This is a genomic window from Hornefia porci (genome assembly GCF_001940235.1).
Taxonomy (GTDB): domain Bacteria; phylum Bacillota; class Clostridia; order Peptostreptococcales; family Anaerovoracaceae; genus Aminicella; species Aminicella porci.
Genome location: NZ_MJIE01000001.1, coordinates 2,099,425 through 2,120,044, shown reverse-complemented (window position 1 = coordinate 2,120,044; position 20,620 = coordinate 2,099,425). Strand labels below are relative to the sequence as shown.

Annotated in this window: 18 protein-coding genes; 3 read left to right on the top strand and 15 right to left on the bottom strand. The window is 52.7% G+C overall.

What is annotated here, in order from left to right:
• Window positions 1-2: 2 nt before the first annotated feature.
• Entirely contained in the window at window positions 3-809 is an 807-nt protein-coding gene (locus BHK98_RS09870; protein WP_075713848.1) for an alpha/beta fold hydrolase, read from the bottom strand.
• Between the two features lie 202 nt (window positions 810-1,011).
• Here BHK98_RS09870 and BHK98_RS09865 point away from each other — a divergent pair, with 202 nt between their 5' ends.
• On the top strand, window positions 1,012-1,620 hold the full coding sequence (locus tag BHK98_RS09865) for a cob(I)yrinic acid a,c-diamide adenosyltransferase (protein WP_075713846.1): 609 nt from the start codon (window positions 1,012-1,014) through the stop codon (window positions 1,618-1,620).
• 53 nt (window positions 1,621-1,673) lie between these two features.
• Window positions 1,674-1,964: a RhuM family protein gene (gene rhuM, locus BHK98_RS09860; protein ID WP_075713844.1), complete on the top strand. Its 291-nt coding sequence runs from the start codon at window positions 1,674-1,676 to the stop codon at window positions 1,962-1,964.
• A 57-nt stretch (window positions 1,965-2,021) separates the two neighbouring features.
• On the opposite strand, the gene BHK98_RS09855 is transcribed toward rhuM, so the two are convergent.
• The 11 genes from BHK98_RS09855 to BHK98_RS09805 all read right to left on the bottom strand — a co-directional run bounded on the left by BHK98_RS09855 (window position 2,022) and on the right by BHK98_RS09805 (window position 15,491).
• Complete coding sequence (locus BHK98_RS09855) at window positions 2,022-3,179, bottom strand: iron-containing alcohol dehydrogenase (protein WP_465250946.1); 1,158 nt, start codon at window positions 3,177-3,179, stop codon at window positions 2,022-2,024.
• Window positions 3,180-3,644: 465 nt separating this feature from the next.
• Entirely contained in the window at window positions 3,645-5,126 is a 1,482-nt protein-coding gene (locus tag BHK98_RS09850; RefSeq protein WP_075713840.1) for a 4-hydroxyphenylacetate 3-hydroxylase family protein, read from the bottom strand.
• Window positions 5,127-5,136: 10 nt separating this feature from the next.
• The gene (locus BHK98_RS09845; RefSeq protein WP_075713838.1) at window positions 5,137-5,910 is read right to left on the bottom strand and encodes an acyl-CoA dehydratase activase; all 774 of its coding nucleotides are present in this window, start codon (window positions 5,908-5,910) and stop codon (window positions 5,137-5,139) included.
• Between the two features lie 22 nt (window positions 5,911-5,932).
• Entirely contained in the window at window positions 5,933-7,066 is a 1,134-nt protein-coding gene (locus tag BHK98_RS09840) for a 2-hydroxyacyl-CoA dehydratase subunit D (RefSeq protein WP_075713836.1), read from the bottom strand.
• Window positions 7,066-8,301 (bottom strand): 2-hydroxyacyl-CoA dehydratase subunit D, encoded by a 1,236-nt coding sequence (locus tag BHK98_RS09835; protein ID WP_075713834.1) that lies wholly within the window; start codon window positions 8,299-8,301, stop codon window positions 7,066-7,068. Before BHK98_RS09835 ends, BHK98_RS09840 begins: the two co-directional genes overlap by 1 nt.
• A 23-nt stretch (window positions 8,302-8,324) precedes the next feature.
• Window positions 8,325-9,092, bottom strand: coding sequence for an enoyl-CoA hydratase/isomerase family protein (locus tag BHK98_RS09830; protein WP_075713832.1), 768 nt, complete (start codon window positions 9,090-9,092; stop codon window positions 8,325-8,327).
• 2 nt (window positions 9,093-9,094) lie between these two features.
• Entirely contained in the window at window positions 9,095-9,952 is an 858-nt protein-coding gene (locus BHK98_RS09825) for a 3-hydroxyacyl-CoA dehydrogenase family protein (protein ID WP_075713830.1), read from the bottom strand.
• A 93-nt stretch (window positions 9,953-10,045) separates the two neighbouring features.
• Complete coding sequence (locus BHK98_RS09820) at window positions 10,046-11,428, bottom strand: acetyl-CoA hydrolase/transferase family protein (RefSeq protein ID WP_075715126.1); 1,383 nt, start codon at window positions 11,426-11,428, stop codon at window positions 10,046-10,048.
• A 58-nt stretch (window positions 11,429-11,486) separates the two neighbouring features.
• On the bottom strand, window positions 11,487-12,665 hold the full coding sequence (locus BHK98_RS09815; RefSeq protein WP_075713828.1) for a thiolase family protein: 1,179 nt from the start codon (window positions 12,663-12,665) through the stop codon (window positions 11,487-11,489).
• A 215-nt stretch (window positions 12,666-12,880) separates the two neighbouring features.
• Window positions 12,881-14,272: a sigma-54 interaction domain-containing protein gene (locus BHK98_RS09810; RefSeq protein WP_075713826.1), complete on the bottom strand. Its 1,392-nt coding sequence runs from the start codon at window positions 14,270-14,272 to the stop codon at window positions 12,881-12,883.
• 367 nt (window positions 14,273-14,639) lie between these two features.
• Complete coding sequence (locus BHK98_RS09805; RefSeq protein ID WP_075713824.1) at window positions 14,640-15,491, bottom strand: pirin family protein; 852 nt, start codon at window positions 15,489-15,491, stop codon at window positions 14,640-14,642.
• A gap of 264 nt (window positions 15,492-15,755) precedes the next feature.
• Between BHK98_RS09805 and BHK98_RS09800 the strand changes: the two genes are divergently transcribed.
• Complete coding sequence (locus BHK98_RS09800; protein ID WP_075713822.1) at window positions 15,756-16,445, top strand: HAD family hydrolase; 690 nt, start codon at window positions 15,756-15,758, stop codon at window positions 16,443-16,445.
• Between the two features lie 108 nt (window positions 16,446-16,553).
• Here BHK98_RS09800 and BHK98_RS13840 read toward each other — a convergent pair whose 3' ends face one another.
• The 3 genes from BHK98_RS13840 to BHK98_RS09785 form a co-directional block, all read right to left on the bottom strand.
• A complete protein-coding gene (locus BHK98_RS13840; protein WP_245796871.1) occupies window positions 16,554-19,025 on the bottom strand; it encodes a DEAD/DEAH box helicase in 2,472 nt (823 codons plus the stop codon).
• Window positions 19,026-19,060: 35 nt separating this feature from the next.
• A complete protein-coding gene (locus BHK98_RS13835) occupies window positions 19,061-19,360 on the bottom strand; it encodes an AlbA family DNA-binding domain-containing protein (RefSeq protein ID WP_075713818.1) in 300 nt (99 codons plus the stop codon).
• 296 nt (window positions 19,361-19,656) lie between these two features.
• Window positions 19,657-20,445, bottom strand: coding sequence for a DNA polymerase beta superfamily protein (locus BHK98_RS09785; RefSeq protein WP_192846824.1), 789 nt, complete (start codon window positions 20,443-20,445; stop codon window positions 19,657-19,659).
• Window positions 20,446-20,620: the final 175 nt, after the last annotated feature.

Below are 20,620 nucleotides of genomic sequence, written 5' to 3'. Positions count from 1 at the left end.
TTCTATTGATTCTCTTCTATCTGTTTTCTGTCTGTATCCTCTGTCTGAAAATATGACTGCATAATCCGCCGGAATACCTGCGGCTGCTCCAGAAAGCAGTAATGGCCCGCTCCGTGGATCACCGCCAGCCCCGATTCCGGAATCCTTTCTTCCATGATTTTCGCGTCCGAAAGCGGCGTCGCATCGTCCTGATCCCCCCAGATCAGCAGCGTATCCTGCCGGATTTTCGGCATCAGAGGCGTCAGATCCTCGTTGACAGCCTTCACAAGGCACTGCCGCATGATCGGCGTGGCGTTCCGGTAATCCGCAGACCCCTGACTGTTCCGCCACTCCTCGATGAGCTCCGGACAGATCGCCTGCGCCAGCTTCATGCTGACTATTTTCTTCAGGAATTTATACCGGCGAACGCTCCATTTCTGCTTCGCCGTTTTCTCCGGAAGCACGCCGGCGCTGTCTACCAGAACGATTCTGTCAATCTCAAAGGGCAGACTCTCCTTCGCCGCCAGCCGGATGATGACCCGTCCGCCGTAGGAATGCCCCAGAAGCGACGCCCTGCGAATCTGCAGCGCATCCATGAATTTAATGAAAAACTGAGCGTAATCCTCCACCGACCAGGGCTCCGCCGGCTCCGTACTCTTTCCGAATCCGGGGAAATCAAACTGCACCACGCGGTACCGGTCTGATACACAGGCCGCGACGGAATCATACACCGTCAGCTCCGTGCCCCAGCCCTGCAGGATCACCAGAGTCTGCTCCCCCGCTCCGGTCATTGTATAATTAATTTCATAGCCATCGATATTTAAATGCATCCTTATACCCTTTCACAGCGTTCCATTCCGCCCGCGATTTCAAAATAACATTTCCATTATAGCACAAAACCCTCCCCGATAAGTGTATACATCAGTCAAAATAATTTTTTTGTGGTATACTTTGTGATGTACAAAAAAACAGCCTCACGTACGGGCACACACCGCATCGCCAGCACCGCGGCGCACAGCGCACAACGCCGGGATGCACGCAGAGCATCGCAGACGCGACACATGGCGCCGAGATGCGCGCACCACATCGCAGACACGACACACAACACGAGGAGGACGCAGCATGAACAAAGGATATTTTCAGATTTATACCGGCAACGGCAAGGGGAAAACCACAGCTGCCCTAGGCCTGGCCCTTCGGGCGGCCGGCGCAGGTCTTCAGGTTTATCTCGGGCAGTTTATGAAAAGCATGGAATACCACGAAATCGGCATTCTGAAGGAGCGTATTCCGGAAATTCAGGTCGAGTTGTTCGGCATGGGCTGCATCGTGGACCGTGACGCGGGAATTCCCGATATCCGGGCCGCCCGTGACGGCGTAAAGCGTGCGCTGGAGATACTGCGCTCCGAAAGCTGTGATCTGGTGATTCTGGATGAGATATTCATCGCGCTGTATTTCAATCTGATCACGCGAGAAGACCTGGAAGACATTCTGGAGGCAAAGCCCTCCGGCACCGAGCTGGTCATGACCGGACGCTACGCACCGGAATGGCTGCTGGAGAAGGCAGACCTGGTCACCGAAATGAAGGAGATCCGCCACTATTATGAAGCGGGCGTAGAAGCCCGGGACGGAATCGAGCGCTGACGAGGTTTAATGAGCAGACCAATATTATAGGACAGTTTCAAGAGAAATGACCTATTATAACCCGGAAAGGGGATTTCCCTGCGAGGGCCGATATTAGCATTGCAAAAAATTATCTGGATGAAGATGAGCTGAAGATACTAAACAATCTGGTTTCCGGATATTTTGATTTCGCAGAAATTCAGGCGATGCGTCATAATCTGATGCACATGAGCGACTATGTACAGCAATTAGATAAAGTACTTAGCAGTACAGGGGAGCAGGTACAGACCCTTTCGCCGGTTGAGGAAGCATATTTGGACACGGTAAAAACACTTGAAAAAGAAGTAAATAAAAACAAGAAATAAACCATCGGAGCTGCCGGTGAAGGCAGCCCGATGGATGAAGCAGAGGGCGAGAGGGCGCTACCGCGCCGCGCCCTCATACGCCTTCTCGAAGATATCGATAATCTGTTCCTTTGTCGCCTTCCGCGGGTTCGTCGCCGCGCAGGCATCCTTCATGGCGTTCTCAGCCAGGATATCGAAATCCTCCCGCCGGACGCCCAGCTCCTTCAGGTTCGCCGGAATACCGACCTGACAGCTCAGCCGCCTGATTGCCCGAATCGCCTTCACTGCCGCATCATCCGTGGACAACCCGTCCACTTTTTCACCCATCGCTCTCGCGATATCTCTGAAGCGGTTCAGGTTTCCGATAATATTGAACTCCTCCACATACGGCAGCAGAATCGCATTGCAGACGCCATGGGGCAGATTGTAAAAGCCTCCCAGCTGATGAGCCATCGCATGGACATATCCGAGAGAAGCGTTATTAAACGCAGCGCCGGCCAGATACTGCGCGTAGGCCATTCGGTCTCTCGCCTTCATGTATTCGCCGTTCGCCACCGCTTTCGGAAGGTACTGCGTGATCATCGTAATCGCCAGAAGCGCAGTGGCGTCCGTCATCGGAGTCGCCATCGTGGAAACATAGGCCTCAATCGCATGAGTAAGCGCGTCCATTCCGGTTGAAGCGGTCAGCGACGGCGGCATGCCAATCATAAGCTCCGGGTCGTTGATGGAGATATCCGGAGTGACTCTCCAGTCCAGAATGGCCATCTTCACCTTTCTCCTGGTATCGGTAATGATGCAGAACCGGGTAATTTCCGATGCGGTTCCCGCCGTCGTATTAATCGCAAGGATCGGCACCGGACTGATGGCCGCTTTATCAACTCCTTCATAATCATGAATTGTTCCGCCGTTGGCGGCCACAAGGCCGATTCCCTTTCCGCAGTCATGAGAAGATCCGCCGCCGAGAGTGACGATAGCATCGCACTGCTCTTTGTTGAAAACCTTCAGTCCCGCTTCAACATTCGTATCCTTCGGATTCGGCTCTGCTCCGCCGAAAATCACCGAATCGATTCCCGCATCCTTCAGATAGCCCTGAATATCTGCGGCCATCGGCTGCGTGGCGAGAAATGCGTCAGTGACAATCATCGCTTTTTTCGCATGCATGGTGGCCAGCAGACGGCCGCACTCCTTTACAGCTCCTTCGCCAAAAACATTTCGCGCGGGTAAATAATAATACATCGACATAACTGATTCTCCCTTCGTTTCTGTGATACGATTTTATATTTATTCATATCCGTACCTGAATTTTCTGCATTATACCACTCGAAAGGAAGAATGCAAGTACTTTATCTCAAAAAAAGTCATGTTTTTGTGAATTTTTATGCATTTTCGATAGTCAAATGACAAACAATCGTCTATCCTTCGTTCGCTTGTTAAATCTGCATCAAACAGCTTGACAATTCATTGGCGAAGTATTGCTTGTTATGAATTGTTATTCATTTTGTTATATTTTTAACCGCACAGAGGACGTTAGTGACGAGGAGAAAGCGATGGCACTGCCCTGACTGTTCCGGCTGTCCCGGCAAAACAAAGGGAGGGCTGTCGCACAACTATCAAAAAGAAGGAGCCGTCGCTCCAGCTGATATTTAAATCAACTGTGAGACAGCCCCTCTTCATGCATTCCGACGCTTCCGCACCGCATTTCTATCTTTTTTCTATTCCGGCGATCGCTCTGGCAAGGTCTTTCTTTCCCTGAATATTCCCCTGCCGGGAAATCATGATGCGCTGCGCCTGAGGCGATCCCGCACCGTGCATGGATTCTGTGCGGTACCCCACCGCGGCGGTTCCCAGACACAGGTTCTCCAGCAGCCGGAGCACCTTCTGACGGTCCTCAACATCCACATCTTCCCGGGTCGCAAAGTACTTCCGGCAGATCTCACCAACGGATTCTCCTCCTCTTCCCGCCGGCAGCTCCGATTCAAAATCCTTCTGGGACGGCATCGTTACCATCAACCCTCCGGCAATGTCCTCCGCCAGACGGACGATTTCGTACGGAAAGCGCGTCACATTCTGTTTGCAGACATTCGCCAGCAGCAGATCGATCTGGTAGTTTCCCGCCTTGGTGGGATGCCCTTCAGCCGAGCAGGCGATGCCGCAGCAGAACAGCGTCTCATTCAGATGAGTCATCTCGATAAGCTTGTCCTTGATGTGAGAAGCCTTTTCCGCTCCGTTGTATTCCGCCGCCAGCGCCGCCGCGCCGATGACAACGTCTCCGACGCCCACCTTGCAGCCGCCGTAGCTCTGCCGGTGGTATCCGGCGAACCGTTCCACCATCATGCCCGCGAACTCATATTCCCCGGCCATGAACACATACTCATTGGGAATGAACACATCGTCGAAGACCACCAGCGCCTCCTGTCCGCCGAACCGGCTGTTCCCCACATCGACGGAGCAGGGATCCTCCAGCTTCCGGGTGTCGCAGGACTGGCGGCCGTATACCATGAACAGCCCCTCCGCATCACTGGGGCAGGCGAAGGATACCGCGTAATCCGCGTCCGCCTCCCGCATGGCGATGGTGGGCATGATCAGGTGCCAGTGGGAATTGACCGCTCCGGTCTGATGCGCTTTGGCTCCGCGCACCACAATCCCGTCCGGCCGGCGCTCCACGATCCGCAGAAACAGATCTTTGTCCGGCTGCGCGTGGGGCGCTTTACCCCGGTCTCCCTTGGGGTCCGTCATCGCGCCGTCCACCACCAGATCCTCGTCCTGGATCATCTCCAGGAACTTCACAAAGTTCTCGTGATACTTTGTGCCCCTCGCCTCGTCCAGCTCATAGGTCGTGGAGAACACCGCGTTGAACGCGTCCATCCCCACACAGCGCTGAAAGCACGCGCCCGTCTTTTGTCCCAGAAGCCTCTGCATCTTCACCTTGCGAACAAGATCGTCCGTGCTCTGGTGCAGATGGGTGAACCGGTTGATCGTCTTGCCGGTCAGGGAGGATTTCGCGGTCATCAGGTCCGCGTACTCCGGATCCTGCGCCAGATCGTAGGTCATCGCAACGCTGTTGATGGACGGGCGGATGATCGGATGATCCACCCAGTTCCCCACCTGCTCGCCGAACATGTAGACTCTGGTCTTCAGTCTGCGCAGACTTTCTATATATTGTTCTCCTGTCATTAACGGCATTCTCACACCTCTACTTTCTCTTCGATTCATAAGCAAACAACGCCGCGCCGATCGCACCGGCCGCCTGGCAGTGAGGCACCACATGCACAGGATAGCCAAGCTCTATAGAAAGAGCGTCTACAACATTGCCGTTCAGCGCGACCCCTCCGGTCATTACAATTTCCAGCTCATACTGGATCCGGTTGCACAATCCGGCCACGCGCTTTGAAATCGCCACATGCGCGCCTCTCGCCACATCTGCGGTCGTCTCTCCCGACGCCAGTCTGGAAATCACTTCACTCTCTGCAAACACTGTGCAGACGCTGCTGATCGCAACCTCTCTGGTGGACTTTTCCGCAAGATCGGATAACTCCCCAAGCTCGCATCCCAGCACGCGGGCCATCACCTCCAGGAAACGTCCGGTTCCGGCCGCGCATTTTTCATTCATCACAAAGTTCCGGACCTTGCCGTCTTCACCCAGCTTGATGACCTTGGCGTCCTGTCCTCCGATGTCCACAATCGTTCTGGCGTTCGGTGCAAGATAAGTGACGCCCTTCGCATGGCAGCTGATCTCCGTAATCTGCCTGTCCGCTTTTTTGTAGTTGATCCGGCCGTAGCCCGTAACAACCGCGGCTTCGATTTCTGCCTCTGTGATCCCGGCCTCCTCCAGAGCGCGGCGCCGGGCTTCCACCGGCGCGTCAGTTCCGGTTCCGAGATTGATAATCTGAACCGCCCTCAAATTCTTATCACCATCCAGAATCGCGACCTTGGACGATGAGGACCCTATATCAACGCCTAAAAACATTTGTTATCTCCTCGCCCTGCCACTACATCAGCATCTCACAGAAGCTCTGAATCCGTGTCCGCAGCTGCTCGAATCCCGTCGTCTGCTGATCCACCTCCATATACAGGAACGGGATCCCGGCGGCCTCCAGCTCTGCCTTGTAGATCGGATAATCATACTGCTCCGGATCACAGAACTTCATCATCATCACCACGATCGCGTCCGCATTGTACTGCTCGGCCAGTTTCAGCATATACTGTCCCCGCTTTTTCTCAGGCTCGTACATGAACGTGTCTGCCTCCGTATCGGCATAGCGGTACGCCATACGCTCGTAAATGTCGTCCACATCGTTTCTCGCAGGTGCTCTCCAGAGTCGGGAGCCCAGCGACATTTCGTCCGCAACAACAGCCAGTCCGCTTTCATCGAAAATTTCCAAGATTTCCGGCGGCTCTGCCATGATCCCGGTAATGACTACTCTCTTGCCGTCGAAGGTTCCCTCCGGCTCTTCCTCCAGTCCCTGACAGATCTGCTCGATTTTCTTTGTGTACAAAGCCTTGTCCATGAACAGACCCGCCTTGATGATCATCATTCTCTCACGGGAAGACACGATTTCCGGATGCCGTGCCGCCTCCCGCTCAAACCGCCTCATCGCCGCACGATAATCCTCATATATCCCGAACGCCGCTTCCACCTTCTCATCGGTGATGACAACGCCCAGAAGTTTTTCCATCTCCCGGCGGATTCTTTTGTACTCGCTGATCGTGAAATCTCTCCCCGCCTTGATTTTCCGCTGCTGTCCGTAGGACATTCCAAACACGGGAATACCTTCCGGCATTGAAAGCTTCAGGTTCTCAAGCGTACATTTCATGGAGTCGCAGAAGGTCGGAACCACAACCGCTTTCAGGCAGTCGTACGTCCCGTTCAGGGAATATTCCACAACCGCCCGCAGCAGACCGCAGCAGAAGCTCTGAAGGTAGCGGTCCGCCAGCTTGAATTCGGGAGCTCCGCCCCAGAGTCCGACGGGAACCGCTCCCGCGGCATAAATCACTTCATCCGGAGTGTGATACGGAACACATCCGACGAGTTCTTTTCCTGTTTCCTTCTGCGTCGCAGCAATCGTACGCGCCGGATGGAGCCCCGCCTCGGTCAGCTCCGCTATGATATCCCGGTAACTCATTACAGTTCCCCCTTTCTCTTCTGCTCTTTGTACTTGTCCATCATCTCCATCAGCGCCTGGACTCTCGTCTCATACTGGCCCTCGGAAAAGACCCGGGGATCCGTCTGGTCGCCGTCGAACACCACCGATGGGCATCCTGTCTTGGCGAGAATGCGCCGCTGCACCTCATAGGTCCGGAAGTCCATCAGCTTACAGCTGCGATTCGTGTGGAACAGAACGCCGTCGATATCGAAATTCTTTATCCGCTCTTCCATACTCGTTTCCCCGAAATCCAGATTGCGGTTGGCGTAATTTCCGGTATAGCTTCTGGCCATGCCGTCCAGATCGTTAGTTTCATAAACCTTATACCAGCTCTGGGGATAAGTGGAGGTCACCATGTTGATGCCGTATTTCTTCAGCAGCTTGTAGGTTGTGGAAAGATGCGGCCAGCAGGCGATTCCGTCCCAGATGATCCGGTACTGCTCCTCGGCGCTGCTCCACGGGCCTTTCCCTTCGGCCTTCCTCTGCTCCAGCTCCTCGTACCAGAGACGGAAGCAGTCGCGGCTGTCCTCGAAACTGCGGTTCGCCACCATCAGAGCCATATAGTTGAACATCTTGAAGCCGTCCAGCGGCGACGGGCGGAAACGTCCCATATCCGTTGCCTTTTTCCACCACTCGCAGGTCTCATTGTTGATCTCCATCGCGTGGGCAAGCTTATCGTAATCCATCTTCCGTCCGGTGAACTCCTCCAGCTGGGTGATCGCATGTTCAAGCTGCGCACGGATGTACGCGGTCGCTTCATCGGTCACCTCGTACTCATGGTTGAACGGCATGTCGAAGAGAATCATCGGGATATTCAGCTTTTTCGACAGATTTTCATACCATTTCTGTACGGTGTAACAAATATTTGTGCTGGAAAAAATCAGGTCGGGAAGCGGAATATCCTGAGAATCCGACTGCTGCAGATCCACATAGCCCATGTTCACTCTCGCGTAGGAGCAGGTGTCCGGACCGTATCCGACGCCCTCCGCCTGATCGATGAATTTCATTGCCTCCTTCCGGGCGCCGATGACTCCGGCCTGATTCTCCGGATACACCGTCGCCAGATCCATTGCATTCAGCAGCTCGTCAGGACAGATGGAGGTCGCCCACACCACCGGTTCGCCTTTTTCTTTTGCTTCCCAGGCTCTGGCATAGGTATTATCCTGTATTTCCTTCAACAGCCGGGATGATGTTTTCTTACCTTCCTCAGACATATTTTTCCTCCCTGTCAATATACTCAACGGTTCTCAAATTCCGGTTTTCTTTTTGCGATAAACGCCTGCATTCCTTCCTTCTGGTCACGGGTATTGAACAGCTTCGCCCATTCCGCCGCCTCAAGCTCGATTCCGGATTCCACGTTCATAGCGGTTCCCCGGTCGATTACCTCCTTAGCCCTCCGGACCGCAACAGGCCCCCGTCTCGCGATTTTACCCGCAAGGCGGTATGCCTCCGCGAAGACCCGATCATCCGGCACTACGCGGTTCACCAGTCCCATCTGCAGCGCCCTTTCGGCTGTGACCGCCTCTCCGGAAAAGATAAGTTCCTTAGCGAATGCGGCTCCGATCAGCCTCGGGGCGCGAATGGTTCCTCCGGCTCCGGGGAAGATTCCCAGAGACACTTCCGGAAAACCCATTTTCGCACCTTCGCCGGCGATTCGTATATCCGTCGCAAGGGCGAGTTCCATTCCGCCGCCGAGGGCATAGCCCTCGATTGCGGAAACAGTGGGTATCCTCAAGGCTGCCAGCCTGTTATATGTGGGAGAAAATGCGAACGCTTTTGCGCCTTCCTCGTCACATTCGGCCATCGCTTTAATGTCCGCGCCGGCGGCAAAATTTTTATCGCTGTGCAGGATCAGGCAGCGCGCGCCCGAATCCTTTTCTATTTCATCGATTTTCTCGTCAATCTCATCTACGATGCCGCGATTCAACGCATTAAGTGCCTCCGGCCTGTCTATGCTGAGAACCAGGATACCGTCGTCTTTTTTCGTCAGTCTGACTCCTGCCATGGTTATTTCTCCTCATAGTCATAGAACCCGGCGCCGGTCTTCCGTCCGAGCCTTCCGGAATCCACCAGACGGTGGAGCTGCGGACTCGGGCGGAAGCGGTCGCCGTACGCCTCGAACAGAATTTCATCCACCTCAAGGTTCAGATCATGTCCGGTGATATCCAGCAGCGCGAAAATTCCCATAGGATGTCCCAGACCATACCTGCATATTTTGTCCACGTCCTCTACCGAGCAGACGCCCTCCTCAACGAGGCGGCATGCCTCGCCGTACATGCAGTGAAAAATCCTGTTCAGCCCGAAGCCGACCACATCCTTCACCCGGACCGGCACCTTGCCGATCTCTTCCAGCAGTTCTGTAACCTCCTCTGCCGTTTCATCCTCTGTCAGAAGTCCGGGGATCACTTCCACCAGTTTCATCACACTCGCCGGCGAATTGAAGTGAGTTCCGATAAACTGCCCTTTTCTGTCCGGTCCGACGCAGGATGCCAGCTTGCTGATCGACATGGACGATGTGTTGCTCGCGATAATCGTGCTGCCCTTGCACAGCTTATCCAGCGTCTGATGGACGTCCTTTTTCACATCCCAGACCTCCAGTACCGCTTCAATGATCAGATCGCAGTCTGCAAGGTCCTCCAGCGCTCCGGTAGGATGCACTCTGTCCAGAGCTGCCTGTTTATCTTCCTCCGTCGCTCTGCCTTTTCTGATGTTTTTGTCCATCACGCCCGCAATTTTCTGTTTTCCGCGTTCCGCGAATTCCAGGCTGATGTCGTTCAGCATGGTCTCGTACCCGCTCCTCGCGAAGCAAAGTGCGATTTCCGCGCCCATCATACCGGCTCCGACTACACCTATTTTTTTAATCATAATTGTCACCAACGCTTTCTGTATTCATTGCGAATCCGCTCTGTTCAGGTTCTGTTGCATTCATTCTCTGATGCCTGCGCTCAGGGATTCGGGTTATTTCATCACCTTGCTGCTCGTCGGCCAGATACCCATCTTCTGCGCCTCTTCCTCCAGTTCGGCTCTGAAATCCGGGTGAGCGACGGAAATCAGCAGCTTCGCTCTTTCATAGGTAGTCTTACCCTTCAGGTTGACCGCGCCGTATTCTGTCACGATATAGTGCACGCCGCTTCTCGGTGTCGATACGATGGATCCCTGCGGCAGCGTCGGCATGATCAGAGATTCCACTGTCCCGTCCTTCAGCGTGCGTGTTGAGGGAGTACAAAGGAAGCTCTTGCCGCCTTCCGACTGGAAGGCTCCCATCACAAAGTCAAGCTGGCCGCCGGTTCCGCCGATGTGCTGCAGTCCGGAGGACTCGGAATTCACCTGCCCGAACAGATCAATCTGCAGACAGCTGTTGATTGAAGTCATTTTGTGGTTTGACGCAATGACATCTACATTATTGACATAATCCACAGGAGCGGACATCATCATCGGATTGTTGTCCATCCATTTGTAAAGATCCTCAGTTCCCTGCGCGAAGGTGAATGTCATCTTCCCCTGGTTGATTCCCTTCTTCATATTGGTGAGTTTACCCGCCTCATAGAGTTTGAGATACGCATCTACGAACATTTCCGTATGACATCCCAGATCCTTCAGGTTCGAGTCCACAATCAGGCTTCCCACACAGTTCGGGAACGCTCCGTTCCCCAGCTGCAGAGTCGCTCCGTCCTCCAGATGCTCCACGATGTTTTCCGCCATTCTCCTGTCGATATCAGTCGGCACTTTGGAGCCGATAGTCGGCATTGGAGTATTGCTGCCTTCCACGATGTAATCCACCTGATTGATATTCAGATAGTTCCCTACGCCGTGCGTCACAATCAGATTCTCATTCACTTCGACGATGATCTTGTCGCAGTTCTGGAAAACACCCCAGTATTCTGCAACCTGCGGTCCGATATTGAAGTTTCCTGAAGCATCCATCGGCGCGACCTGCAGGAATGCAATGTCATAAGTAGGTCTGCACTCTCTGTGCAGTTTCGGGTTCTCTCTGAACTGAACCGGCAGGAACCAGAAGTTTCCGTCTTTGTTCGCTGCGCGCTCCTGCTTGGTCAGGTGAGTGCTGGCGCAGTGGAAGTGCTCCGCATGGGGGTCATTTTTCAATACAGGAGGTTTTTCCCCGTAGGACCACATAGTCTGTATAATCGTAACGTCTTCCAGTTCCTCGGTTCTTTCGGCCAGGGCTTCCTGAATGTCCACGACAATTCCGTTCATCAGGCCGAAATGGAGATACATGCCCGATTTGACCATTGACGCGGCTTCCTTCGCCGTAATCAGCTTGCTTTTGTATTCATCATAGATACCGTTTACCGGTGCGAACAATCCAAAATCCTTACTCATTTTCTTTTTCCTTTCTGCTGTTGCTGTTCTCGTTCTGCTCTGCTGTTTTTTTCCGGCTTTACGCCATTTCAATGATAACTGCCGTTCCCATGCCGCCTCCGGCGCACAGTGTGGCAAGTCCGTATTTCTGCTTTCTTCTCTTCAGCTCGTACATCAGGGTGATCACAAGCCGGGAACCGGTTGCTCCCACAGGATGTCCCAGTGAAATACCGCTGCCGTTGACATTCAGTTTTTCGTCCGGGATTCCCAGAGTCTTCTGGCACGCCAGACACTGCGCCGCAAACGCTTCATTAATCTCTACCAGATCCATCTGATCCATGGTCATTCCGGCCTTCGCCAGGGCGCTGTGGCTTGCGCTGATCGGGCCGATTCCCATCATCTCCGGTGCGACTCCGGTCGTAGCGACAGAAACGATCCTCGCCATAATCGGAACTCCCAGAGCCCGGGCCTGATCCTCAGACATCAGAATCACTCCTGACGCGGCGTCGTTCATGCCCGACGCGTTACCGGCTGTCACAGTTCCGCCCTCCTTGAAAGTGGGCTTCAGCTTCGCCAGTGCTTCATAGGACGCGTCCCGTCTGGGGTACTCGTCTGTATCATAGGTCTTGTCACCCTTCTTGCCGCTGACGGTAATCGGGATGATTTCCTCCTTGAATCTTCCTTCATCAATCGCCGCGACCGCTCTCTGCTGCGAACGCAGGGCGTACCGATCCATCTCTTCCCGCGTAACGTGGTATTCCTCCGCCACGTTTTCCGCCGTTATTCCCATCGCCGGTCCGATTCCGAGATTGGTCAGAGAATCCCACATGGAGTCTCTCAGCTCCATATGTCCGAACTTTTTCCCGTATCTCGCTCCGAACACCATGTGGGGCGCTGTACTCATGCTGTCTGCGCCGCCGGCCATGATACAGTCAGCCTCTCCGGCCTTAATCTGGTAATAGGCGAACTGGATAGCCGACATGGACGAGGTACAGTTCCGGTGAATCGTGATTCCCGGCACGGTTTCCGGGAGCCCTGCCTTATATGCGGCGACCCGGGCCAGATTATTTTCCTTGTACGTGCGCTGATAGTTACATCCCCAGATCACATCATTGATCGTTCCGGGATCGATTCCCGAACGCGTGATCAGATTCTGCATCACCGGAATCGACAAATCCAGCGATGTCAGAGTCCTGAACTGCCCGCCGATCGTACCGATCGGCGTTCTGCAGCCGGCAATTATCACAACATTTCTCATTTCCATCCTCCATCACATAAACAGTGGGTTTCAATTATGCTCGATCGATGCTTTTACACCTCTATGTAATAGCATTATCCGTGCCAAGCGCAACAAAATAGCGGGTTCGTTGAATTTTCAACGTTCCCGCCATTGGCTCCGTCGATAAGTGCGTCTGTAAAGCTATATGTAATGCACTTTTGCTTTTTCTGTTTTGCCGGTTATTCCGTTTTGCATTAATTGATCCCGTAGCGTTTCAGCTTCCGCGAAATCGTCGACTGGTTCACGTCAAGAATCTCCGCCATCTTTTCCGTCGTTCCGTATTTCTCCTTTGCATTTGCAAGGAACCGGCTTTCAAAATTAGCTACTGCATCTTTCAGCGTAATCGTTCCGCCCGCGTCCGCTTCTTTAATGTGAATCCGTTTGTCTCTCTCCCAGGGAAGATCTGTGCTGTATATATAGTCGTCCTCTGTCGTTACCACCAGATTCTCAATGACATTTTTCAGTTCCCGGATATTTCCCGGCCATTCATACTGCTCAAATCCCCGCATCAGATCATAGGTCAGCTGCTTTTGTGTCCCGTAAAGATTATTAAAATAATTGATGAATTTAATTGCAAGCGGAACGATTTCCTCTCCCCGTTCACGAAGCGGCGGAACCTTCAGAGATACGACGTTCAGCCGATAGTACAGATCCTCCCGGAATCTTCCTGCTGCGACCTCCTCTTCAAGGTTTCGGTTTGTGGCCGCTATGATCCTCACGTTTACAGGAATTTCCTCTGCCTGACCGATCCTCTTTATTTTACGCCCCTCCAGCACGCGGAGCAGCTTCACCTGCATCTGATGCTCCATCTCTCCGATTTCATCCAGAAACAGGACTCCTCCGTTCGCTTCTTCAAACAGACCCTTCTTTCCGCCCTTAATCGCTCCGGTGAACGCACCTTCGGTGTATCCGAAGAGCTCCGATTCCAGAAGGTTCGACGGCATCGCACCGCAGTTGATCACGATGAACGGCTTGCTTCTGCGGCACTTATCCATCTTATGGATGTACCGCGCGACGATTTCCTTTCCGGTTCCCGATTCCCCGGTGATCAGAACCGTCGTGTTATAAGAACTGACTCGCTTTGCCACCTCGAAAATATCTCTCATTCTGTTGTTGATCACCACCGGCTCGTCATTGATGCAGATCAGCTCCTTGCTCAGTCCGAGGCTTTTCAGATACAGCTTCTCCATCGACTGCGCCTCGTCGAGCTTGGCTCTCATCTGCTTGATTTCCGAAATGTCGCGGGTATTGATTACAACACGGACCAGATTGTGATTCTCATCGAAAATCGGCGTTCCGGTTACGATGATATGATTCCCGTTCTGCGTGTCATGCTCGAGACTCATCGGCTCCCCCGCCCGGATCACCTCCAGAGCGACAGATCGTTTCATCCATACCGGATTGATAAGCTCTTTCAGGTTGTGACCCACGATATCGTCATGTCGTATGCCTGTATTCCTCGTGTATGAAGAATTCGCCAACAGACAGTTTCCCTCTCCGTCCGTCACCATGATCCCGTCAAAGGACGCTTCGAGTATCTTCTCAAGCTCGTGCAGTTTAAAAAGATATCCTTCAAATTCTTTCAATGTCACTCACCTCCACTAACGATATAAGGAAGCATATTCCCCTTGAACTTCCAGTTCCAAGTATACCATTACATATAAAAAAATGGAATCAGATTATCATCCTACCCGTAAAAATTTGATTGCGATAGAGAGTCTACACAGAAAAATCCCGTAATATGCCGTACAAAATCATACCCTTCTTACATTTTCTCCGGTTCAGAAATTATACCCTTCCACTGTTATGAAGTGACATTTGTCAAGAGGTAATATTCAGAGTTCTTACGTTTCCACCAGCTGTCATATTTATTTGTTTATTCTCCGGAAAACCCAGCCACAACAAAAGTGCCTGCCGCATCGGCAGACACTTCTCTCAGACCTTCGGATCCGGTCAACGCCCGGTGTTGAAGTCCGGGCGTTCTCTGATAAAAGTTCCTTCTTCCAGTTCGAGGAAGGCTTCGCTAAGCTCCTGTCCGGAATTCATGACAATGGGTCCCGCCCAGGCCACCGGTTCATGCAGCGCTCTGGATTTCATCACCAGAATCTGTGAACCGCCGGCCGCCCCCCGCAGGGACAGACTGTCTCCCTCAGTCAGCTTCACTGCAGTCTTCTCTCTGACCGGCTCATCTGCAACGAGCGCGTCTCCCAGAAGGGTGAATACCATCACGGATTCATCCTCCTCTGTGGGAATCACAAGCTCCGCGTTTTCATCCAGATGTACGTCATAGTAGTCCAGCGGAAGATGATCTCCGCGGTGGCCCTGATACTCTCCGTAAACGCCGGCAAGCAGACGGAGGAACCCTCCCTCAAAGGGAATTTCCCTGATTTCATTTCTCCTTATCGCACGGTAAGTCGGGACGCTCATTTTATCCTCTTCCGGAAGGTTCAGCCAGAGCTGAACGCCCAGCAGACGCTCAGCCGCCGGCACCTGCTCCTCATGAAGAATTCCCGATCCGGAGTTCATCCACTGAACCTCTCCGTCGGATATGCAGTCCTCATTTCCCAGGGTATCTTTGTGTACCATCTTCCCCCGATAGAGATAGCTCACCGTTTCAATTCCGCGATGCGGATGCATCGGAAAACCGGCGGTGTAATCCTCGGGACTGGTGCTGTCAAATGAGTCCAGCATCAGGATCGGATCGAATTCCTCCACATCATCATGTCCCAGCACGCGAACCAGACTCACGCCTGCACCGTCCACCGTACGGAAACCTGTTACTGCCTTTCTGATCGTTCTCTTCATCTCTACTCTCCTTCTGTGTTTCATTTCCGTTTCTGAATTCAATTCTGTGTATCATATATTTGCCCCTTTCCCTGCGAAACTAACATATGCGTATAAATCCAGCGACAGTTTTGTCCTCAGTTCAAAAACGCCGAAAAAATTCACATAAGCATCATAAGAAACGGGAACAGACGCGATGGCTTTGTGATACAATTAAAGTCCGGTATGAAAAGACCGATATGATTTCGATTATGCTGTAAGAACGATGAGAAAGCGAGACTGAGTATGATTAAGACCGTAATATTTGATCTGGACGACACCCTCTATGACTATAAAGACAGCCACCGCATCGCCATGTACGCGATCTGCGCCTATTGCGAGCGTGAGTTCGGGCTGACGACCCGGGAGACCACCGAAGGCATCGACAAAATCATGAAACAGCAGTTTGATGAAATGGGCCCCATCGCAGCGAGCCACAACCGGATCATCCGGTTCCAGCGGTTCCTGGAGGAGCGGGACCTTCCGGTGTTCCCCCACGCGCTGACCATGAGCAATCTCTATTGGAAAACGCTGATGGACACCGCCATCCGCGAGCCGGGCATCCGGGAATGCCTGGCAATGCTGCGGAACAGCGACATCCGGCTGGGCGTCGGCACCAACATGACCGCGCTGATTCAGTATCAGAAGCTGGATCAGCTGAAGCTTGGAGAATACTTTGATTTTATCGTCACCAGCGAGGAGATCGGCATCGACAAACCGGACCCCGCCTTTTTCCAGTGCTGTATAGAGAAAGCGAAGGCGGAGCCGGATGAGATCCTGTTCATCGGCGACAACTATGAATTCGATATCAAGGGTGCGCGGAGCGCGGGCATGCATGCTCTTTTATACGATCCCAAGGATCTGCGGCCGAATGAGGCTCACCGCATCAACGACTACCGCGATCTCACCGCGGACGACATTCAGGCGATGGCGTAAGACTTCTGACCGCGCCACAGCCGGGCAGCGGTACGGATTATCCTCCCGGGCGGCGGCCGGCAGCGGTGTGAATCATCCGGGCGAGGTGCGTCCGGACAGCGGTACGGACTACCCCAGGAGCTGCAGCAGCTCGTCCCGGTCGATGGCGCTGCTGGAAATATCCTCTGCCCCGAGGATGTCTTCCGACAATTTCTGCTTACTGTCCTGCATCTCGATAATCCGTTCCTCAATCGTGTCCTTGAGAATCAGCTTATAGACGCTGACGATATTTTTCTGCCCGATCCGGTGTGCGCGGTCGGTCGCCTGGTTCTGTGCGGCGAAATTCCACCAGGGATCATAGTGGATCACGATATCCGCCCCGACCAGATTCAGACCTGTGCCGCCGGCTTTCAGCGAAATCAGGAAGACCGGCGTATCGTCTCCGTTGAACGCGTTCACCATCCGTATCCGTTTTTCCTTCGCCGTAGCCCCCGTGATTTTGTAATATGCGATTCCCTCACTGCGCAGATCTTCCTCGAGAAGCTCCAGCATAGAGGTAAACTGTGAGAAGAGCAGGATTTTATGTCCGCCCTCCATCGCGCTCCGGATCAGCTCTATGCAGCGCTGGCGCTTGGCGGAGCCTTTCCGGTAATTTTCAAAGCAAAGGGCGGGATCGCAGCATATCTGCCGCAGCCGTGTGAGCTCTGCCAGAATCCGGAACCGGTCCTTCTGGTAGTCCGCCTCCGCGAGAAGATTCCGGATATGCAGCACCTGCGCGTCATACAATTGCTGCTGGCGGCTTTCCATAGAGGTGTACTGGATCTCCTCCAGCTTTTCCGGAAGTTCCTTCAGAACGTCCTGCTTCAGCCGGCGGAGAACAAAGGGCGTTACCATTCTTTTCAGCTGCTCCGCCTTCGCCTCATCCCCGCCTCTGACGACCGGAGTCTCGATCTCCCGCCGGAAAGTCTCATAATCGAACAGGAAACCCGGCATCAGGAAGTCAAAAATGCTCCACAGATCGCTGAGCCTGTTCTCGATAGGCGTGCCTGTCAGGGCGAATCTGGTCTGCCCCCGCAGAAGCTTCACCGACCGGGCCGCCGATGTTCTGGCGTTTTTAATATATTGTGCTTCATCGAGGACAACAAAGCGAAATTCAGCGTCCTCGTAAGCATCGATGTCTCTTTTCAGAAGATCATACGAGGTGATCAGAACATCCACATCCCGGTTTTCTTTGTTCACCGCCTCAATCACATCGCGGCGCGTTCCCGCCGTTCCTGTAACCGTGCAAACCTTCAATTCCGGTGCGAACCGCCGGAACTCCTCGCGCCAGTTGTAAACCAGAGATGCGGGAGTCACAATCATCGACACCCCGTCCCCCTGCAAAGACGCGAGCAGCGTAATGATCTGCAGCGTTTTCCCCAGACCCATATCGTCCGCCAGAATTCCGCCAAAGCCGCAATGATCAAGCATGCGGAGCCACTGATACCCGACTGTCTGATAAGGACGCAGCACTCCCCGGAGCGCCTCGGGCACTTCATAGTCCGATTCCTCCACCGTGCGGAAATCCCGGACCAGCGAACGGAAGTGCCGATCCCGGTCGGCATATACATTCTCCATACTCTGCATCATCCGGTCAAGATACAAAGCACGGTACGCAGGGATCTGCATTTTCCCGCGGACGAAGTCCTTCAGACTCACCTGCATCGTATCCAGCATCATGCTGAGCTCCGCCACCGCATTATTTTCCTGTTCAGCAAGCAGCAGGAAATTCCCGTTCTTCAGGCGGAAAAATTTCTTTTTCTCCCGGTAGGCCTGAAGAATATCCAGAAGCTCCTCCTCCGAATATTCATCGCTCGTCACCTTCAGATCCAGCAGATTGTTCTCCATGGAGACACCGATATTGAGCGGAATGGTACGCTTTACGCCGAGGCTCTGGAAACGCTCAGTACTGCGCACCTCGCCGATGGTGAACAGCCGGTCGAGGCCGTCCTGCAGAAACTGGCAGATCCCGTCCTCCCGATCGTTATAAAACAGATCCCGCTCCTCATCATAGTATGGGAAATAGGCTTCCATCGCATCACGCGCTCTGATTTCCGCATCCAGATCACGGTAAGGCTCCAGGGGCCTGTTATTCAGCGATTCCGACAGGCTATGCCTCCTTGTGTTGTACAAAGCAACCCCGCGGCCGAACACCTGATCCTCCTCTGCATCCAGATAATAGAATATCTTCGCTTCAGGCGGCAGGTATCTCTGTATTTCCTCATCATCCGGCTCGGAAAGCTCTGTCATTTCTCTCAGCTGAGGCACAACCTTGTGGTAAAATTCCGGCAGTTCAAGTCTTGAGTCAGGCAATTTCTTCCAAATGGTCTTAGAGTTATTCTTTATAAACGATTCTGCGTCGTTCAAAAGAGAGATGAGGCTTCCAGCGTACTCGGCATGATTCAGCGCATCTACAATGCCGCCGCTTTTTGTTTTGCCGTTCCAGCGGGTGCAGAATACTCTTGACCATCGAATGGGGGATTCATCCGCAAGGAGGACGCCTGCATTCGTGAGGTTCCCATTTGTGCCGATCATCCCAAAGGATGATAAGTCTTTCTCCACTAAACTCTTCCCGATCCAGACCTTGAACCGTTCTCTCAGCTTGGTAAAAGAATAATCCGCCGCCTCAAGTAGTAATATGGTGTCTCTTCCCCTTTGAAAATATGCAGCAGCAAAAGCTTCTTCCCATTTTCTGCCACATGAAAAGACAGGTGGAACTCCGGAACAGGGGACAGACGGTTTTTCATGATTTCACTGACTGCTTCCGCGTCATGCTCTGCATCCGGCAAACCAATAACAGAATTGTCATTGGCGATTCCAAAGATCAGAATGCCTCCTGATGTATTGGCAAAGGCACTGACGCTTTTGCACCAGCTTTTGGGCTTCTTAAGCTCCACCGCCTGTTTTTTGTTGCTTCACCGATCAGTTCTTCAAGATTGTTGAATTTCAGCAAATTGATCCCTTCTTTTCCATAATTATTCTTTGACAGCCGTCTGAGAGGAAGAATCACAAATCAAGCCATATTACCACCTCTTCAGTTCCAGATATTTCTCCTTGAGGTACCACTCCTGATCAGAGCTTATGATCTGTTCCATCTCACTCAACGACATTTATGCCAGATTGCAGGTCACAAAAGTCGCGATCCCGATCATAGCATTCCTGTTGATTCGCTCCACAAAAGCTTCCACCTTCTTCATATCAGGACTGTCCGGCAGGTCTGTCTTTGAAGCAGTCTGATCAGGTGCATTGCGTGTTTATTCAGATGATCCTCATCCTTTTTCTTATTACGCCTGCCGATCTTGTCATACTCACGGACTACCGACCTCATGGTTCCCCACAGATTCGTATAATCCCGAAGAGGAAAATGTCTGTAGCTTACATCTGCAAAAATCTCTGTTTCCAGTTCAGGATTCTCCGCCCGGTCAATGTACAGCCGGATGCTCCCGTTTTCTTTACCTGCATATCCGCGATTAAAATCGTCCAGCACATTCATTACTGATCTCAGGATATGCTTTTCCCCGCCACTCTGTGACAGTGTATCTCTCGCGATAGCGTTTTGAAGCCTGCGAAGTTGCGCGCCCGCATATCCCCCGAAGGATTTAACCGCTCTTTTGGAAAGGAAAAGCCTGCTGTTATTGATAAGTTCCTGCCCCAATTCCGACTTGATCAGATATTGTTCCTCATCTAACCCAAGCATTTCACAGGCATTCGGATTGCACTCCAAAAGCAGCTTTACCATCTTGTTGAATCCATAAATAACTGTATCAGTCTTATCATCCTCATACTGCTCAAATTTTGTCAGTCCCAGCAGATCGGACGGCATCATAAGCGTGACACCGCGAAAATCGATATCGCTGCCTTCGTTATTTGTGCCGTAAGCATAGCTGCCGCCCAAACCGAGCAGCATAATCCTGTCTCCCAGACGCTTATTCGTTCGCAGAAAATCATACTCTGCCGTGTTCATGAGTTCCTTAAAATCCATATGTCTGTTACTCTCCAATATTCCACATCTATGTACAGATCATCCCGTGCTTACCGCTCTACGACCATATAAGGGAAACTCTCGTTACACCCCTATAGCGATTTATCCATTCAATACCGGGAAGCAACAAAAGAAAGACGGACAGCGCTGTAATATTATGGCTGCGTTTCTATTT

Excerpts from the sequence above, each read along its gene's own strand:
- BHK98_RS09855 (WP_465250946.1), bottom strand. The coding sequence starts at position 3,179 with ATGTATTATTATTTACCCGCGCGAAATGTTTTTGGCGAAGGAGCTGTA.
- BHK98_RS09820 (WP_075715126.1), bottom strand. The coding sequence starts at position 11,428 with ATGAGTAAGGATTTTGGATTGTTCGCACCGGTAAACGGTATCTATGAT.
- BHK98_RS09825 (WP_075713830.1), bottom strand. The coding sequence starts at position 9,952 with ATGATTAAAAAAATAGGTGTAGTCGGAGCCGGTATGATGGGCGCGGAA.
- BHK98_RS09785 (WP_192846824.1), bottom strand. The coding sequence starts at position 20,445 with ATGGATTTTAAGGAACTCATGAACACGGCAGAGTATGATTTTCTGCGA.
- BHK98_RS09815 (WP_075713828.1), bottom strand. The coding sequence starts at position 12,665 with ATGAGAAATGTTGTGATAATTGCCGGCTGCAGAACGCCGATCGGTACG.
- BHK98_RS09845 (WP_075713838.1), bottom strand. The coding sequence starts at position 5,910 with ATGTTTTTAGGCGTTGATATAGGGTCCTCATCGTCCAAGGTCGCGATT.
- BHK98_RS09840 (WP_075713836.1), bottom strand. The coding sequence starts at position 7,066 with ATGAGTTACCGGGATATCATAGCGGAGCTGACCGAGGCGGGGCTCCAT.
- BHK98_RS09835 (WP_075713834.1), bottom strand. The coding sequence starts at position 8,301 with ATGTCTGAGGAAGGTAAGAAAACATCATCCCGGCTGTTGAAGGAAATA.
- BHK98_RS09805 (WP_075713824.1), bottom strand. The coding sequence starts at position 15,491 with ATGAAGAGAACGATCAGAAAGGCAGTAACAGGTTTCCGTACGGTGGAC.
- BHK98_RS09865 (WP_075713846.1), top strand. The coding sequence starts at position 1,012 with ATGCACGCAGAGCATCGCAGACGCGACACATGGCGCCGAGATGCGCGC.
- BHK98_RS09870 (WP_075713848.1), bottom strand. The coding sequence starts at position 809 with ATGCATTTAAATATCGATGGCTATGAAATTAATTATACAATGACCGGA.
- BHK98_RS09830 (WP_075713832.1), bottom strand. The coding sequence starts at position 9,092 with ATGGCAGGAGTCAGACTGACGAAAAAAGACGACGGTATCCTGGTTCTC.
- BHK98_RS09800 (WP_075713822.1), top strand. The coding sequence starts at position 15,756 with ATGATTAAGACCGTAATATTTGATCTGGACGACACCCTCTATGACTAT.
- BHK98_RS09850 (WP_075713840.1), bottom strand. The coding sequence starts at position 5,126 with ATGCCGTTAATGACAGGAGAACAATATATAGAAAGTCTGCGCAGACTG.